Origin of the sequence: Carboxylicivirga sp. M1479 (assembly GCF_007097485.1) — a bacterium.
Classification (GTDB): domain Bacteria; phylum Bacteroidota; class Bacteroidia; order Bacteroidales; family Marinilabiliaceae; genus Carboxylicivirga.
The window spans coordinates 107069-124496 of sequence record NZ_VKDE01000001.1 but is presented as its reverse complement, the minus strand read 5'-3'; the positions used below and the strand labels follow the sequence as shown (position 1 = coordinate 124496).

At 37.8% G+C, this 17428-nt stretch carries 14 protein-coding genes; 7 read left to right on the top strand and 7 right to left on the bottom strand.

What is annotated here, in order from left to right; all coding sequences use genetic code 11:
• Positions 1-158: 158 nt before the first annotated feature.
• From lysS to pgi, 4 genes are all read left to right on the top strand, one after another.
• Positions 159-1880, top strand: a complete 1722-nt coding sequence (gene lysS / locus FNN09_RS00565; RefSeq protein WP_143299519.1) for a lysine--tRNA ligase — start codon at positions 159-161, stop codon at positions 1878-1880.
• 91 nt (positions 1881-1971) lie between these two features.
• Positions 1972-2967 carry an NAD(P)H-dependent glycerol-3-phosphate dehydrogenase gene (locus tag FNN09_RS00560; protein ID WP_143299518.1) on the top strand — a complete coding sequence of 332 codons (996 nt, stop codon included), beginning with the start codon at positions 1972-1974 and terminating at the stop codon, positions 2965-2967.
• A 147-nt stretch (positions 2968-3114) separates the two neighbouring features.
• Positions 3115-3492 (top strand): GxxExxY protein, encoded by a 378-nt coding sequence (locus FNN09_RS00555; protein ID WP_143299517.1) that lies wholly within the window; start codon positions 3115-3117, stop codon positions 3490-3492.
• Positions 3493-3733: 241 nt separating this feature from the next.
• Positions 3734-5383: a glucose-6-phosphate isomerase gene (gene pgi / locus FNN09_RS00550; protein ID WP_143299516.1), complete on the top strand. Its 1650-nt coding sequence runs from the start codon at positions 3734-3736 to the stop codon at positions 5381-5383.
• A gap of 365 nt (positions 5384-5748) precedes the next feature.
• Here the strand turns inward: pgi and FNN09_RS00545 are convergent, their stop codons facing one another.
• On the bottom strand, positions 5749-7563 hold the full coding sequence (locus tag FNN09_RS00545; RefSeq protein ID WP_143299515.1) for a long-chain fatty acid--CoA ligase: 1815 nt from the start codon (positions 7561-7563) through the stop codon (positions 5749-5751).
• 285 nt (positions 7564-7848) lie between these two features.
• Here FNN09_RS00545 and FNN09_RS00540 point away from each other — a divergent pair, with 285 nt between their 5' ends.
• Both FNN09_RS00540 and FNN09_RS00535 read left to right on the top strand, forming a co-directional pair.
• Entirely contained in the window at positions 7849-8280 is a 432-nt protein-coding gene (locus FNN09_RS00540; protein ID WP_143299514.1) for an SRPBCC domain-containing protein, read from the top strand.
• A 115-nt stretch (positions 8281-8395) separates the two neighbouring features.
• Complete coding sequence (locus tag FNN09_RS00535) at positions 8396-9202, top strand: hypothetical protein (protein WP_143299513.1); 807 nt, start codon at positions 8396-8398, stop codon at positions 9200-9202.
• A 5-nt stretch (positions 9203-9207) separates the two neighbouring features.
• Here the strand turns inward: FNN09_RS00535 and FNN09_RS00530 are convergent, their stop codons facing one another.
• From FNN09_RS00530 to FNN09_RS00505, 6 genes are all read right to left on the bottom strand, one after another.
• Positions 9208-10734 carry a DNA mismatch repair protein MutS gene (locus FNN09_RS00530; RefSeq protein ID WP_143299512.1) on the bottom strand — a complete coding sequence of 509 codons (1527 nt, stop codon included), beginning with the start codon at positions 10732-10734 and terminating at the stop codon, positions 9208-9210.
• A 48-nt stretch (positions 10735-10782) separates the two neighbouring features.
• Positions 10783-10953, bottom strand: coding sequence for a Blp family class II bacteriocin (locus tag FNN09_RS00525; RefSeq protein WP_143299511.1), 171 nt, complete (start codon positions 10951-10953; stop codon positions 10783-10785).
• Positions 10954-11072: 119 nt separating this feature from the next.
• Positions 11073-11393, bottom strand: a complete 321-nt coding sequence (locus FNN09_RS00520) for an HTH domain-containing protein (RefSeq protein WP_143299510.1) — start codon at positions 11391-11393, stop codon at positions 11073-11075.
• Positions 11394-11416: 23 nt separating this feature from the next.
• Complete coding sequence (locus FNN09_RS00515) at positions 11417-13585, bottom strand: peptidase domain-containing ABC transporter (RefSeq protein WP_143299509.1); 2169 nt, start codon at positions 13583-13585, stop codon at positions 11417-11419.
• On the bottom strand, positions 13572-14723 hold the full coding sequence (locus FNN09_RS00510) for an HlyD family secretion protein (RefSeq protein ID WP_143299508.1): 1152 nt from the start codon (positions 14721-14723) through the stop codon (positions 13572-13574). Before FNN09_RS00510 ends, FNN09_RS00515 begins: the two co-directional genes overlap by 14 nt.
• Before the next feature lie 38 nt (positions 14724-14761).
• Positions 14762-15067: a hypothetical protein gene (locus tag FNN09_RS00505; RefSeq protein WP_143299507.1), complete on the bottom strand. Its 306-nt coding sequence runs from the start codon at positions 15065-15067 to the stop codon at positions 14762-14764.
• A gap of 379 nt (positions 15068-15446) precedes the next feature.
• Between FNN09_RS00505 and FNN09_RS00500 the strand changes: the two genes are divergently transcribed.
• Entirely contained in the window at positions 15447-17387 is a 1941-nt protein-coding gene (locus FNN09_RS00500; RefSeq protein ID WP_143299506.1) for a leucine-rich repeat protein, read from the top strand.
• Positions 17388-17428 lie beyond the last annotated feature (41 nt).

The window sequence follows — 17428 nt, the reverse complement described above, 5'->3', positions numbered from 1 at the left end:
TTAAATAAACTAATAAGGCACGAACTAATAATTGACAAAACATCAAATTCAATGAAAACCATTATCTTTGCAAAACTTTTCTCTTTTGTAAAAGAAAAACAATAACGGTTGACAGGTAAATCTGTCATTTTAGTAATGTTCTAAAAATAGATTATAGAATGAGTACGTTGGAACTGAGCGAACAGGAAATTATCAGACGAAAAAGTTTAGAAGAGCTAAACAAACTGGGTATTAACGCCTACCCGGCAGCACAATATAAAACCACTCATCTGTCAACTGAGATAAAACAGGAATTTGATCCTGAAAAAGATAACATGAAAGAGGTTGTGATCGCTGGCCGTATTATGAGCCGACGCATCATGGGTAAAGCTTCTTTTGCTGAGTTACAAGATGCTGAAGGTCGTATTCAAATTTATTTGAACCGCGATGACATGTGCCCTGGCGAAGACAAAACACTTTACAACACTGTATTCAAAAAATTATTGGATATGGGTGATATTATTGGTGTAAAAGGGTTTGTGTTTCAAACGCAAATGGGCGAAACAACACTTCACGTGCAGGAGTTAACTGTATTAAGTAAGTCATTAAAGCCGCTTCCAATTGTTAAAGAGAAAGATGGCAAAACATACGATGCATTTACCGATCCAGAAATGCGTTACCGTCAGCGCTACGTTGACTTAATTGTGAATCCACAGGTAAAAGAAGTATTTGAAAAGCGTCGCACTATTATCAGAACCATGCGTGAGATGTTTGATAATGCTGGATACTTAGAAGTTGAGACACCAATTCTACAGCCAATACCAGGAGGTGCATCTGCACGTCCGTTTATTACGCACCACAACGCATTAGACATTCCATTGTACATGCGTATTGCCAATGAGCTTTACCTAAAACGACTAATTGTTGGTGGTTTTGATGGTGTGTATGAGTTTGCTAAAGATTTCCGTAACGAAGGAATGGATCGTACGCACAATCCAGAATTTACCGTAATGGAGATTTATGTAGCCTATAAAGACTACAAGTGGATGATGGAATTTACAGAAACAATGCTTGAAAAAGTGGCTTTAGCACTTCACGGCAAAACAACTGTAACCATTGGCGATAAAGAAATTGATTTTAAAGCACCATACCGTCGCTTAACAATGATTGATGCCATTAAAGAGCATACAGGAATTGACATTAACGGTATGAATGAAGAACAACTGTTTAAAGTGTGTGATGAATTACACATTGAAGTTGATGAAACCTTTGGTAAAGGAAAATTGATTGATGAAATTTTTGGTGAGAAATGTGAAGGTCACATGATTCAGCCAACATTCATTACCGATTATCCAGTTGAGATGTCACCATTGTGCAAAAAGCACCGCGACAATCCTGAGTTAACCGAGCGTTTTGAATTAATGGTAAACGGAAAAGAGCTTTGTAATGCCTATACCGAGTTAAATGATCCGATTGACCAATTGGAACGCTTCCAGGAGCAGATGAAGTTATCTGAAAAAGGTGATGACGAGGCCATGTTTATTGATATGGATTTTGTTCGTGCTCTTGAATATGGTATGCCACCAACATCGGGTATGGGTATTGGTATCGACCGCTTAACCATGTTTATGACTGGTCAGGATTCTATTCAAGATGTATTGTTCTTCCCTCAGATGCGCCCTGAAAAGAAAGTACAGCCAGATAGTGATGAGAAATTTGCTGAATTAGGCATTGCTCCTGAGTGGATTGAAGTGATTCGTGCCATTGGTTTTAGCAAGGTAGATGCACTTAAAGAAACAAAACACACCAAGATCTTTCAAGACATTTGTGGCTACAACAAAAAGAATAAATTAGGCTTGAAAAATCCATCACAGGATGAAGTAAAAGCTTGGTTAGCTTAAGAAATTGTTAATCCTATAAGACAAAAAAGGCAATTATTCCTTTTTTGTCTTATTTTTATCTCGCTAAATTCAGAATCAAAACACACAACATATGGATGAATCATCTAAAGTAGGCATTATCGGTAGTGGAAGCTGGGCAACTGCTATTGCTAAAATGCTATTTAATAATGTAACATCCATCAATTGGTACTTCCGCGACAAATCACATATTGATGATTTTAAACGTTATCGCCACAACCCCAATTACCTTACTAGTGTAGAATTCAATCCTGATAAAATCTTTTTTTCAGATGACATCAATGAGGTTGTTCGCGAGTCGGATATTCTAATACTGGCCATACCATCGGCTTTTATCAAATCAGCATTAGAGCATCTTACTGAGCCTTTGCACGATAAGTTTATTGTATCGGCCATTAAAGGATTGGTGCCTGATGAAAACCTAATTATCGGACAGTACTTCACACAAAAATACGATGTACCAACCGAGTCCATAGGCGTTATTAGTGGCCCATGTCATGCCGAGGAAGTTGCACTTGAGCGCCTTTCGTACCTGACCATTGCCTGCCAGGATATTAAGCGCGCCCGTTTGTTTGCCAGCTTTTTAAAAACTCCGTACATCATGACCACTATATCGGATGATATATACGGAACTGAGTATGCGGCGGTACTCAAAAACATTATGGCAGTAGCCTCGGGTATTTGCCACGGTTTGGGTTATGGTGATAATTTTCAAGCGGTATTAATCTCCAATGGTATTCAAGAGATGAAACGCTTTGTTGATACAGTTCATCCAATTACGCGCGATATTAAGAGCTCGGCCTATTTAGGTGACTTGTTGGTAACTGCCTACTCGCAGTTTAGTCGTAACCGTATGTTTGGTACCATGATTGGGAAAGGCTACTCGGTAAAATACGCACAAATGGAAATGCTGATGATTGCAGAGGGTTATTATGCGGTAAAAAGCATCCATGAGATAAACGACAAATACAAAGTAAACATGCCAATTACTGAGGCTGTTTACAACATCATATACGATAAAATATCTCCTGCCATGGAGATTCGTCTTTTAACTGAGCACCTGAGGTAAAAAAACTTCCCACTGATTACGCAGATAAACGCAGAAGAAAAATACATATTGAATGTAAAAAAATCAGCGACGATCAACGAAATCAGCAGGAGAAAAGACAAAGAACTAAAATAGTTACCTGAAGCCAACCAAACATAGCTATATCTAATGACTGAAAATGACATTTCATATAATATTAGAGGAGCAATTTTTAATGTCTATAATGCGCTTGGACCTGGCTTATTAGAATCGGTATATTCGGCTGCTTTATTTTACGAATTAAGTGAAATGGGCTTTAAAGTTGAAAAAGAAGTGCCTGTCCCTGTTTACTATAAAGAAGTAAAGCTAGATATTGGATTCAGGCTTGATTTACTGGTTGAAGATAAGGTGATAATTGAACTTAAATCTGTTGAGAACTTAGCTGAAGTGCATCATAAACAAGTCATATCGGATTTGAAGATTACTAAACTCAAGCTTGCTATATTGGTTAACTTTAATGTTGCTGAAATAAGTAGTGGGATTTTCAGAAAAGTAAATGGTTTATAAATAGTTGTTCCGCAGATAACGCAGATAGACGCAGAAAAAAAATAAACACAATAAAACATCAGCGAAAATCAGCGGAATCAGCGGGAGATAAAAAACACGACATATAAATAATTGCCCGCAGATAACACAGAGAAATGCAGAAAAGTAAACAGAATTAAATATCAGCGAAAATCTGCGCAATCTGCGGGAGACAAATAGGAACTGAAAAACATATCAATACAAACAAACAAATACTACTACCATGTTACCAGGTATTAATCCAACTACCACCAAAGCGTGGAAAGAGCTAGAGGCCTATTATGCCCAGTTTCAAGACACGCACATGAAAGACTTGTTTGCCAAAGATGGCGAGCGTTTCAACAAATTCTCATTGCGTTTTGAAGATATTCTTTTGGACTATTCAAAAAACCGCATTGATGCTAAAGTAATGTCATTGTTAATGCAATTGGCCGATGAGTGTGGCTTAAAGTCGGCCATCGAAAGCCAATTTGCTGGCGAAGCTATTAACGTAACAGAAGGACGCGCTGTATTACACACAGCTTTGCGTAACCGTAGCAACACACCTGTTATGGTTGATGGTAAAGATGTAATGCCAGATGTTAATGCTGTGTTGGACCAGATGAAAACATTCTCTGAGAAAGTAATCTCAGGCGAATGGAAAGGATACTCTGGCAAAGCAATTACCGATATTGTAAACATTGGTATTGGTGGTTCTGACTTAGGTCCCTTAATGGTGACTGAAGCCTTAAAGCCATACAAGAAAAATGTAGATCTTCATTTTGTATCTAATGTTGACGGTACTCATATTGCCGAAACACTTAAAGCTGTTAACCCTGAAACAACATTATTCATCATAGCTTCAAAAACCTTTACTACACAGGAAACAATGACCAACGCCAACTCGGCTAAGTCGTGGTTTTTAGAAGCTGCTAAAGACGAAGCTGCTGTAGCCAAGCATTTTGTTGCTCTGTCAACCAATGCCGAATCAGTTGCTGCATTTGGTATCGACACCGCTAACATGTTTGCATTCTGGAACTGGGTTGGTGGTCGTTATTCGTTATGGTCGGCCATTGGATTGAGCATTGCTTGTGGCATTGGCTTTGATAACTTCCGCGAGCTATTGGAAGGAGCTCATGCCATGGACATCCATTTTAAAACATGTCCGATGGAAAGTAACCTACCAGTTATTTTAGCAATGATTGGTGTATGGTACAACAACTTCTATGGTGCCGAAACAGAGGCTATCTTACCTTATGACCAGTACATGCACCGTTTCTCAGCTTATTTCCAGCAGGGTAATATGGAGAGCAATGGTAAGTATGTGGATCGTAATGGCGAAAAGGTAAATTACCAGACTGGCCCTATCCTTTGGGGTGAGCCAGGAACCAATGGTCAGCATGCTTTTTACCAATTAATACACCAGGGTACTAAATTAATTCCTTGTGATTTTATGGCTACTGCGAAGAGTCATAATCCATTGAGTGATCATCACCCAAAATTGTTGGCTAACTTTTTTGCACAAACAGAAGCCATGATGGTTGGTAAAACAGCCGAACAGGTAACTGCTGAGTTTAAAGCGGCTGGTAAATCGGATGCTGAGATTGCTGAGTTGTTGCCGTACAAAGTATTCTTGGGCAACATCCCAACCAACTCAATTTTAATGAAAGAGTTGAATCCGCGTACTTTAGGTTCTTTAATTGCCATGTATGAGCACAAAATATTTGTACAGGGCATTATCTGGAACGTGTACAGCTTTGACCAGTGGGGCGTTGAATTGGGTAAGCAGTTAGCCAATGCTATTTTACCAGAGCTAATCAGCAATGATAAAGTGGTATCGCACGATGCTTCTACCAATGGTTTGGTAAATGCGTATAAAGAAATGAAAAAATAGATTTAAGTGCGTGAGGTTTAAGATCTCACAACTTGTAAAAATTAAGGCCTTGAGATCGCTCTCAAGGCCTTTGTTATATACTCAAGTTAATTCTTGGTTTTATTAAGAAGTTATGAGCTTGTTTAGCAAAACATGCTTTAATCATTTGATTAAGCCACTTCTTTACTTCCTGGAGCCATGACTAAATAGTCAAAGCTAAAGTAAAGCCAGAAACATGTCATGACTATTTAGTTAAAGCTTCATTCACTCTCGGAAAACGCTATGACTAAATAGTCACGAGCAGAATCAGTGCGTCGACAAGCCTTGACTATTTGATCATAGCTTGTTTTAGTATCGAAAAGTGCTTTAACTATTTAGTCACAGCACTATCCAAACTTGATCGATCCCTTATTCTCCTCATTCTCGCCATAGGCGTACATCTCGCGCAATACATCGGCATATTTGCGGTAAATAATACGGCGACGCAGTTTTAAGGTCGGAGATAATTCTCCACTGGCCGATGTCCAGGCCTCATGCACTAATCGAAAACGCTTAACCTCCTCGTGCTTACCAATGAGCTTATTAAAACGCATCACTTCTTTACGGAAAATAGCCAATACCTTTTCGTTATTGATTAGTTCCTGGTTATCGCGGAAGTGAATTTTATGATCGTGCGCCCACAGGTGCAAGTGATTGAAATTAGGCGATAAAATAGCACCAGCAAACTTCTCACTCTCCCCAACAATTATGGCCTGCTCAATAAAATCCGATTCTTTCAATAAGTTTTCGATGGATTGGGGGGCGATGTATTTACCACTCGACAGCTTAAACATCTCCTTTTTACGATCGGTAATTTTTAAAAAACGTCCTTTTACCAATGTTCCGATATCGCCGGTATGAAACCAGCCATCCTTATTAATTACTTCAGCAGTTGTTTTCTCATCCTTGTAATAGCCCATCATAATATTAGGACCTTTGGCCAGTATCTCGCCATCCTCTTCAATACGTATATCCACACTATCGAAAACGGTTCCTACGGTTCCAATCATTAGGTTGTCGGGCTCAGCAATATGATTCGACGCAATAACGGGAGCTGTTTCGGTTAATCCATAACCTTCCATCAATGGAATACCAGCCGCAAAAAACAAGCGACTCAAACGTGGCTGAAGGGCTGCTCCACCACTCACAACCAAACGAAGATTTCCTCCAAAAGCCTTTTGCCATTTTGAGAAGATAAGCTTACGAGCTATTTTTAATTTAGCAGCGTACAAAGGGTAGTTCTTACCATTGGTTCGATAACGTTCGCCCAACTTCATAGCCCAGAAAAACAAAGTTTTTTTAATGCCAGATAGATCATTTCCCTTGGATACTAATTTATCGTAAATACGCTCTATCACACGTGGTACCGTAACAAACGCTGTTGCTTTTATCTCCACCAGATTTTGTGCAATGGTTCCCAGATTCTCAGCATAATAAATACTGCAGCCATTGGCCTGAAACAAATAGTTAATCATGCGCTCGTAAACATGGCAGAGCGGTAAAAAACTAAGTATGTTATCTTCGGCACTTAAAGGGTAGCGCGGAATAGCATCTTTCATGTTGCTCATAAAGTTCTTATGACTCAACATTACACCTTTGGGGTTACCCGTTGTTCCAGAGGTATAAATAATCGACACTAACTCATCTTCGCTAATGCCATCGCGGATTGTTTTAAACTCATCTTTCCAACGAATACGCTCCTGCTCGCCCAAAGAGGTTATCTCACTCCAGTTGGAGGCATCCTTTATGTCATTAAAGGTATAAATCTCTTTGATGCTCTCAATATCTTTGGCTACTTCAGACAAACGATTATACAAGATGATGTCACTTACGATCAACATTTTGGCATCGCTATGCTCTAATATGTATTTGTACTCCTCATCCGAAATAGTAGGGTAAACAGGTACGTGCACCACGCCAATCATCGACATGCCCATATCAACAAAATTCCATTCGGGCCGATTATTCGAAACCGTTACAATTTTGTCTCCCTTGGTAAAACCTTTGGCAAGTAATCCATAGCTAAACAAGCGGGCCTGCTCACTATATTCATTTACACTAAACTTAACCCATTCTTTGTTGCGCTTGGCGCACAGGATATCATCCTTATTGATGTTTTGCTTGAGATTAGCAAGCAAATCAAACGTCCTTTTAACCTCCATAAACTGATTTATTGGATTTTCCACTCAGAAGCCAAATATACACTTTTTTAAAAATTTCATGTTTAAAACATATAACTCCCTAGTATTGTGTAACTATTTAAGGATGACTTTGCAAATGTCATATCTCATAGTTCAATCGCAAATAAAAAGATAATGTCTTATTTTGTGAGAAACATCTTAATGAAACGAAGCTTTAGAATAGCTTCTCACCCAGGCAAAGGGATGATATTGGTAAGTTCCATCCCGAATAATCGGGACAAGTAGTCTCAAATGAAGGCAAATTGTATGAAAGTAGAAGCGATAATTACCCAGCAGATTTTTAACTGCTCAAGCGCTAGAATTTGGGAAGCAATTACCAAGGTAGATGAAATGCGCCAATGGTTCTTTAACAACATACCAGATTTTAAAGCTGAGCCTGGCTTTGAAACACAATTTATGGTTGATGCAGGCGAACGTCAGTTTATGCATTTATGGCGCATTATTGAGGTAGAAAAGCTAAAGCTAATTAAATATCACTGGAGCTACGAAGACTATACAGGTGTAGGATTTGTAACGTTTAAAATTGAAGAAAAAGAGACCTATACAACACTGATCGTTATTAGTGAAGGGATGGGTAGTTTTGAACCAAAAGTGCCCGAGTTTAGCCGTGAAAGTTGCCAAGGCGGATGGAATTATTTTATCAAAGAACAATTAAAAAGCTATCTTGCCACCAGCTAATACCGTTTACTAATCAAAATGCGACTTTAGTGCATCCCATTTCTAAAGCCACGTTGATTATGTATCGGCATTATACCAGCGCTCATGGATTTATAGTGGTATAACAACATCATAAATGAAACAAACAGGAAAGATAGGCATACATGCGTTTGTATTTATTTTACTTACCATACTCACGCAAATAGGTGGAGTAGTGTACCTCATGTCCTTTGTTTTTTCCAAACGTATTAAACTCACTTTTCCCTTAAAAGGACTGGCTGCTTTTGTAATTATCTATTGCCTTGGAACTTTTGTTACAACACCATTAGTTGCTAAACTATTTAACCGACAACGCATTGAACATAGGCACAATTTAAAACCTGCCAATTACTTAACGGTACTGATGAATCGTAATTATGTGAGTAGCGAACTCAATAGCTACCTGCTGGATGTATCAAAAAAACTTGCTGAAAGTAACGATCAGGTAATTATGCGTTATCTGGATGCAGGATTCCCTTTATTACCTGGTTTTCCATTACTGCCACACTTGAGCCATAACGACGGTAAAAAAGTGGACTTTAGCTTGGTGTATGAAAATGCCAAAGGCGAAATTGTCAATTCCTCCAAATCAGTGAGCGGATACGGTGTGTTTGAAGGTCCTAAAAAGGGAGAACTAAACCAACACAAAGCGTGTCAAACAGCTGGTTTCTCCTACTACGATCTACCTAAATATTTAACATTGGGCAGCATTAACGGCGAGTTACACTTTTCAGAAAAAGGCACCAAAGACCTCATGGATGCACTCACACAGCACCCTGCAGTTGACAAAGTATTTTTGGAGCCGCACTTGAAAGAACGCTTACGCCTGAAAAATAAAAAAATCCGTTTCCAAGGCTGTCATTCGGTACGGCACGACGACCATATTCATTTGCAGGTGAAGTAGATGAATTAATTATTTTGTAACTGCAGCTTATTAGCAATGACTCTTGCTTCAGATACAACTGATGCCGGATAAGCATTCGCTTCGAGAATACGGATTGCATTCGTTTGTTTTAAGGCTCCCTCTTTTAATCGATAATCAAAATCAACATCCCTATTATTTACTTGCTCACAAAAATGGAATAGATCATATTGATGCGATAACAGTTCGGTCAATTCAATATCGTGAGTAGCTGCCAGTACAAAATTTGTTTTATGAGCCAAATCAGATAATACAGATTTAGCAATGGCAATACGTTCAATGGTATTGGTTCCTTTAAATACTTCATCAAGCAATAGCAGACACGGCTTTTGCTTACTCATATCTAACAGGTGCTTGATTGTCAGAACCTCTTCAAAGTAATAGCTTTTATCATTTAGCAAATCATCACTCATGCGTATGGCCGAAAAAATACTCAAAATTGGCAAAGTAAATTTCGATGCGAAACAAGTGTTAAGAGCAAAAGCTGCTATCGCGTTCAAGCCAACCATGCGAATAAAAGATGTCTTACCTGACATATTTGATCCTGTAAGTAACATAGACTTGTTGCTAAGGCTAAATGAATTTGTAACACACTTTTCAATCAAAGGATGATAAACTTCGAATCCCTCAAATTGGTTTTCATCGTTTATCTTAGGAAGGCAATAAAATGGTAAGTTTTCTCGTAAGCGAATAGTTGAGACCATAACGTCAAGCTCTCCTACATATTGAAACACTCGTTTAATTGCACTCCTCTTATTACTAATCGATCCAATAGTTTTGTAAAATAATAAAGGCTCTAACAAACCTATAATTTTTATCAATTCGAACACTCCCCACAAAAGCATTGTAAAATCACTCTGAAACTTCGATTCAATTTTAAAAAATGCAAATTGCCACTTAAGTGTCTGCAATAATTTGATATCATCACCAATACCAGGTAGCTGAGGCAGATCTTCTTTGTCCAATAATTTGGCACATCGTATTAATTCTAACAATTGAGATATGCCGTTTATATAGACATACACGTTCTTCTTATTCCAATAATGGATTAATAAATTGACTACTACCAACAGTATTAAAGGCACCAAAAATATGAATTGAAAAAAAGAAAGAACACTCAAGGCTAAACTCGTAAATGATAAAATTGGCATTAACCAAAGCCACTTAGGCTTTGCCAATGGTTCATCTTGAAACAGGGAATTTATATAGTAGGCATCATGACTATTCAGACGGTTCAGGTTCTTTTTTACCCGATTTAGTGCCTCATGGTTTTCTTGTAGAAAATGAATTAACTGTTCCGACGAATCAACACCTAACAAGCCATTACCCAAGTTTCTTAAGCGGGCGTACAGGCATTGCTGCCCAGGCTTTGACTGGGTATAATCAACAGAATTAAAGAAATCATGAAAATCCAAATCGATACAAGTACGATCATTAACTGTTCGATCAGTATTTTCTTTACTCTTTTTGAAATAATCCGCTATGGATTTAAAGTCGTTATTTGGTAAAATCATATGAAGTAAAAATAGTCACTATTGAGTCAATAGTGACTATTTCCAAATTTAGTCTAAAATAAATGCACCGGCGATAGCACCAATCAAAACTCCGGCAGGGTTTCCAGTCATTGCTCCTAGACATGCACCGGCAATTGCACCTCTCCAACCACCTCCATCAGTTTTCTTCATGTCTTTTTTGCTTAACTCCTGAACGCCTAAATCATTTAAATTTTTCATTTTCACAAAATTTAAGTTTATAAAATAATTAATTTTGTGCTGGCTGTGGCCAGCGCCCCGTTGGAAGAAAAGTTGCAAGCTTGTCCATCGGGGTATTTTGTAACGTTACATGTGCAAAACTAAAGTCCCCCACTCTCATAAAAAAGTAGTGAGCTATTATTTAAGTTAAAACCTGCGTTTATTTTTCTACTCTCCTCTTCCGATACTAATTCAATGGAGTAATTGACTTTAATTTCAAAGGTTTTCTCGTAATAATAAGAGTCTCTTTTACGACAAAACTTAATGGGAGCTCCCATCTCCTTAATCTCGTTAATACAACGGTAGAGGTGACTTTCGCTAATGCCAATCTTTTTTGAAAACTCCTTGGGCTTGCCTGTTGATTTTGTTTTAATCAGCTCATTAATCTGCTTGAGTCGTTCAAGTGTATGCAATAGAATCATAAGTTTCTGGTTTTATAATGTTTTCACTTGGCCTCTAATTCTTCTTTCAATTGAGGCATTTGCTTTTGCCACATATTAAAATATTTGCCTTGTTGTTCAAACAAATGATAGTGGGTACCTTCTTCTATTAGCTTACCTTCTTCAAGCACCACAATCTTATCTGCATTCATCACAGTACTTAAACGGTGGGCAATCACAACAATGGTTTTACCTTGCTGTTTTAAACTATCAAGTGTACGCTGTACGTAACTTTCCGACTCCGAATCAAGGGACGAAGTTGCCTCATCGAGAACAAGCACCTCTGGGTCACGATATAAAGCACGAGCTATGGCTAATCGTTGCTTTTGACCACCACTAACACTCGCCCCATTTTCGCCCAAATAGGTATTAAAGCCATTGGGTAGGTTTTCGATGAATTTGAGTATCCCTAGTTGATTACAAACCGCTAATATCTTTTCCATATCAGGATTAAATTCTCCAACAGCAATATTTTCTACCACATTACCAGCAAACAAGTCTAACTTTTGAGGCACACTGGCCACCAGCTGTCGTAAACTTTCGTTGTTAAAATAATTGATGTTGTGCTTCCCAATATATATACTCCCTTTATTCAGAGGGTATAGCTTCTGAATGAGAGCAGCCAGCGTGGTTTTCCCCGATCCACTCTCGCCAATAATAGCCGTCAGCCGACCTTTAGGGATTATCAAATTAAACTCCTCAAAAACGTCTACGCGAGTACCATAGCTAAAAGAAATATTTTCAAATCTTAGATCTCCAATTAAGTCTTTACGCAGTTCTATTTTGTTTTCATCTGACTCACGCTCCAAATCCATTATCTCAAACAAACGGTCAGCCGCAATTAGTGCGTTCTGCACCGTTTTATTCATACCAATTAGGCTAGCTGCTGGAGAAGTAAAGTAGCCAATAATAGCATAAAACGACAATAGCTCACCTGGGGTTATTGTTTGGTCTATAACAAAATAGGAACCTACCCACAGTAGTACTATGGTAAACACCCTACTTAAAAACTCAGATGAATTACCGGCAAAAATGGAGTTAATGCCTGATTTATACACAGTCTTAAGCAGTGTAATAAAACGTGTTTCGGTCTTTACGTTCGTAAAATCCTCTAATCCAAATTGTTTGATGGTGCGCACCGAGTTAAGTGACTCAACCAACTGACTTTCTAGTTCAGCAGCGTGTTCCATCACCTTACGCTCTTGCTTTTTATTGAGTCGATTCGTAATCCAGTAAATGAGCACATACAACGGAACAATAATTGCCATAATCAGGGCTAGTTTCCAACTATATATAAACATCAGTCCAAAGGAGAAAAACACAATGAAAATATTAACGACAAGGTTAACCGCTGTATCGTTAATAAATGCCCTAATTTTAACAGCATCATTAATACGTGAAATAATCTCCCCCACACGCATGGTATCAAAAAAACGCTGTGGCAATCGTAATAAATGCTTGTAATAACCAAGTATTAATCGAGCGTCAATCATTTGACCGGTGCGCAACATCAATATTGTTTTAGCTACACCAATAAATAACTGAAATACGATGATAACCAACATTCCTACACTCAATAGGTTTAACAGGTTGGTATTACCATCAACCAACACATAATCAGTTATCTTTTGAATATAGATGGATGTAGACAATCCCAGTACCGTGTACAAAATTGCCCCTAACAAGGCTTGCACAAGGATACTTTTGTGTGGTTTAATTAAAAATACAAAGCGGCTAAAATTAGATACCTTTTCATTTCTGGCTATAAAGTCGTCATTGGGCGCCAACAAAACCAAAACCCCAGTCCATTGCTTCTCAAATTCAACTATTGAAACTTTATGCATTTGCCCATCGCCAGGGTCCATGTATTCAACCTGCTCTTTAGCAACCTTATAAATAACAACATAATGCTGTAGTACTTCCTTCACCACCACATGAGCAATTGCTGGTAAAGGAATTTTTGGCAAAGCATCAACTCCTCCTTTAACACCTTTAGCAGTAAAACCCATTTTCTCTGCAGCTTTAATAAGGCCTAATACATTGGTACCTTTCTTATCGGTACCTGCTAATTGCCGTATTCGTGATACTGGTAATTTTAATTTATAGTGAGAGGCAATGGAAGCTAGGCAAGCAGCCCCGCAATCAGTAATATCGTGTTGCTTAATCTTTATCATTAGAAACTAATTTAGGGTTCATCCAATCATCTACTTTATCAAAAAGCAGTTGATACAATGTGCGGTTAGTAAGTACAAAACGACTAGTTAAGGTCATTCCCTTTTTTAAATAGCCCCTATGGCCTGATTTAAGACTTAAATAATTAACGGGTAAGCTACATCGCACTTTAAAAACCGGTTGATTATTTACAATTATAACATCGTCGGTAATTGTTGTAACTACTCCCTGAATCAGGCCCCATTGATTGTAGTTAAACGCATCTAGTTGAATTCTTACTGTTTGTCCTTCCGTTAAATACCCAATATCTTTTGGGTTAATATAACATTCAGCAATAAGCTGTTCATCAGGTGAAATATATGCCAATACTTGCCCAATTGTAATATAACTTCCCTCAGAAATTCCAATTACTTCTGAAAGTGTTCCTGATATTGGAGCAGTAACGATATAATTCTCACATTCCAGTTGTGTTTTTGAAATACTGGATTTTAACTTCCTGTTCTCTTGTTCTAGTCTGGTTTTTTCTGCTTGCCAACTATTGTATACTTGTCGTTTTGTAAGATCTAGTTGCGACAAAAGAAGTTCGTATTTGTTTTTCTTTTGTAAATACTCCAACTCCGGCATTACCTTATCGCTAAACAAACTTTCAGCAATATCATATTCTCTCTTTAAAATACGTTTATTAACCTCTAACTCTTGCATTTGAGCTTGAAACGTTGTTGCTTCGTGCTGATATTTTTTAGTATTTAGCTTATATATACCACTCAGAAGCTTAACAATATCTTCAATAAATGCATTGTTTTCTACCAATTGCTTCTTTTCCAATCTTATTTGCTCAAGTAGATGGTCGTTACATAACACAACAAGCGTATCAGCTACCTTTACCTTATCGCCCTCGCGCAAATTATTGAGTACCACTTGACCCGATAGTGAGCCTTGTATTTTATTATTCTCATAAGGAGTGCGAATGATGCCTCTACTTTGCGTAGTGATTTCAAGAGAGATTAATGGCAAACTAATGAGTAAGGCAACTATTAATAGTAAGCTCAAGACATAAATCCGAGTGAATTTTCGATTATGCTCATAAAAGTGCTTTTCTGTTGACTGCGCAATAATCTCAGGCGGAAAGATCTTCTTCATAAATTAAGGTTATGTTGATTGCTGGTGCGAAACTACTACTAACCTTGTCCAAAAAAATGGAATGAATATGAAAACCCGCCTCTAATCTTTCGTAATTCATCCTTCTTAATCACTTGGATTGGCGCCTCCACATTAACCTCTATATCATCCCTTAAATAGAAATATTTCAAATGTTTATCGTACTTAATAACAATTCCTATATCATGTAATTCATTAAGTAAGTTGTATAACTTACCTCTTGATACGCCTATCCTTTTATGAAAAGTACTTGTACAACCCGTTTGCTTCTTTCTAATTAAGTCAAACATTCTTCTTATAATTTCAAATTCATCAAATAGTTTCATAATAATTCAACTTTAAACCTTTGTAGGTTTATTGCAGTATTCGCTTATCGTAACACTCCATTTTAAGAAAAATCAGCACTCCGTTGACTAACGTGTACTATTCAGTGACGAATGCCCATATTTATTACACTAAAAATCAACCCATAAGTTAACATAGTTAATATTTGTATTTGCTGCTATTGCTTTAAACTAAAATAGTATCATCAATCTTAGCCCTACAATCTTTCACACTAGCTGTTTTCAAATCTTTTCTAATCTCCTGTTTCCCTTTTTCTAGCTTACGCTATACTGCTCAGTCACTAATTTTATTACTTTTGCGCCCGCTCTCTGGCTACACCAATAGCAATTAATTTAACCACACAATCAAGATTAAATTAGGATGAGAGAGATTATTGGAAAGACAGCGAGTAAACTTGTTTTAGTTGCTGTGATATGGGCAACTTTTGTTGACGGAACAAAAGCGCAATACACCTTAAAGGATGCCGATGTTGAAATGACCACGGATGGTTTGATACAAAGTTGTTCGTATGATTTTGCGATTAAAGACATTATCATACCCGCCACTTTAGATGGTCAAGCGGTAAAAGGCATTAAAGACGCAAGATCATACAGTAGTAGTGATTTCTATTACAAAGGTATAACAAGCATTACCTTTCCCGAAGGCATGACCCACATAGGTGATTATGCTTTTTGCAACAACAGCATTACAACTGTTAATTTGCCAAGTACCTTGCAGCACATTGGTATGGCTGCTTTTAATAGCAATGTAATAACAAGGGCTAATGGACAAGCTGTTGATGGTTTATTTTATGCACGCAAGGATGATGCTAGCATCGATTACACTCGCATAGTTTCCTATGGAGGCGCTACAAAAAGTTTGATTGTAACTTCAACGGTTGAAACCATTGGTGAAGATGCTTTAGTACTTAGTCGCTTAACAAGTATCGATTTCACAAATGCCACTGCATTAAAAACCATTGAACGATCTGCACTCTACAGCTTATCTGTACCAACAATCGACCTAAGCAATTGCTCCCAACTCACATCAATTGGTCAATATGGATTTATGTCTTGTGGCATCGAAAATTTAGATTTAAGTGGTTGCACTTCCTTATCAGATATTGGCGGTCATGCATTCTATAACAATAGAATTGAAAAATTAGATTTGAGTAATTGCACCGCATTATTAACGGTTGGTTTCGAAAGTTTTCGCAACAACTCCATTACTGATTTAGCTTTACCTCCTAATGCAACTACTATCTATTCAGCCGCCTTTAACAATAATCAGATTACAATTATCGATGATGAACCCTCAGAGGGTTTTATATACAAACGTAATGTTGATACAACGGATGATTTAACACAGCTCATTTCATACGGTGGTGTTTCAAGAAGCGTTGTGGTGCCAGCACAAGTAGAGCGCATTAACAGCAGCTGTTTTAACCTGATAGGAATGTATGCCATTGATCTAAGCAACTGCACTAAACTAACATACATTGGGCACAGAGCTCTCGCATCCAATAATTTGAACACAATTGACTTGAGCACATGCACAGCATTGGAAAAAATTGAAAGTTATGCCTTTGCCTATAATCGACTTCCCGAAGCCAACTTAAGCCAGTGCACTAAATTAAGCTATATTGGGTCAAAGGCTTTTTACTCCAATACCCTTAGCTCCTTTAATTTGCCAACGCCAGCAATTGATGGATTTACCTTTAAGCATTGGTTAGATGATGAAAAAGTAACATATGCAGGCGGAACAACAGTAACAGATGTGCATGAGCGCTATCAGGCCATCCTAAGTGCTTATTACGATGTTTCATTTACTGTACTTGATGGCATTGCTCCAATTGAAGGAGCCATCGTTGAAATAGAAGGTCAAACAGCAGCAATTGCAAGTGCAGAAGGTAAAGTAAGCTTTACCAATATATATGCTGGTAATTATTCTTATACCATTACTGCCAACGGATATGAGAGTGCTGCTGGTTCCATTTCCGTGGATGATGTTGCTGTTTCAAAAACCGTTTCTTTATCTCTTGCAACTGCCCTAAACCAACTAGAAGAAATTAAGCTGAGCATCTATCCAAACCCAGTCATTAACACGCTCAACATCAAACAAAGCAATAGTAACATTACATTGTTAGATATTTACAATTATAGAGGCATTAAGATAAAAAGCAAAACAATTACCAATGCAGAAAATGACATACAAGTAGATGTCCAAAATTTGGCATCTGGCCTATACATTATAAAGTGCCTCACACAAAATGGGCACACTATAACAAAGCAATTTGTAAAAAGTAAAGCAACTTATTTCTAACAGGGAGCCAGGCGCAACATGCCTGGTTCTTTTTTATACCT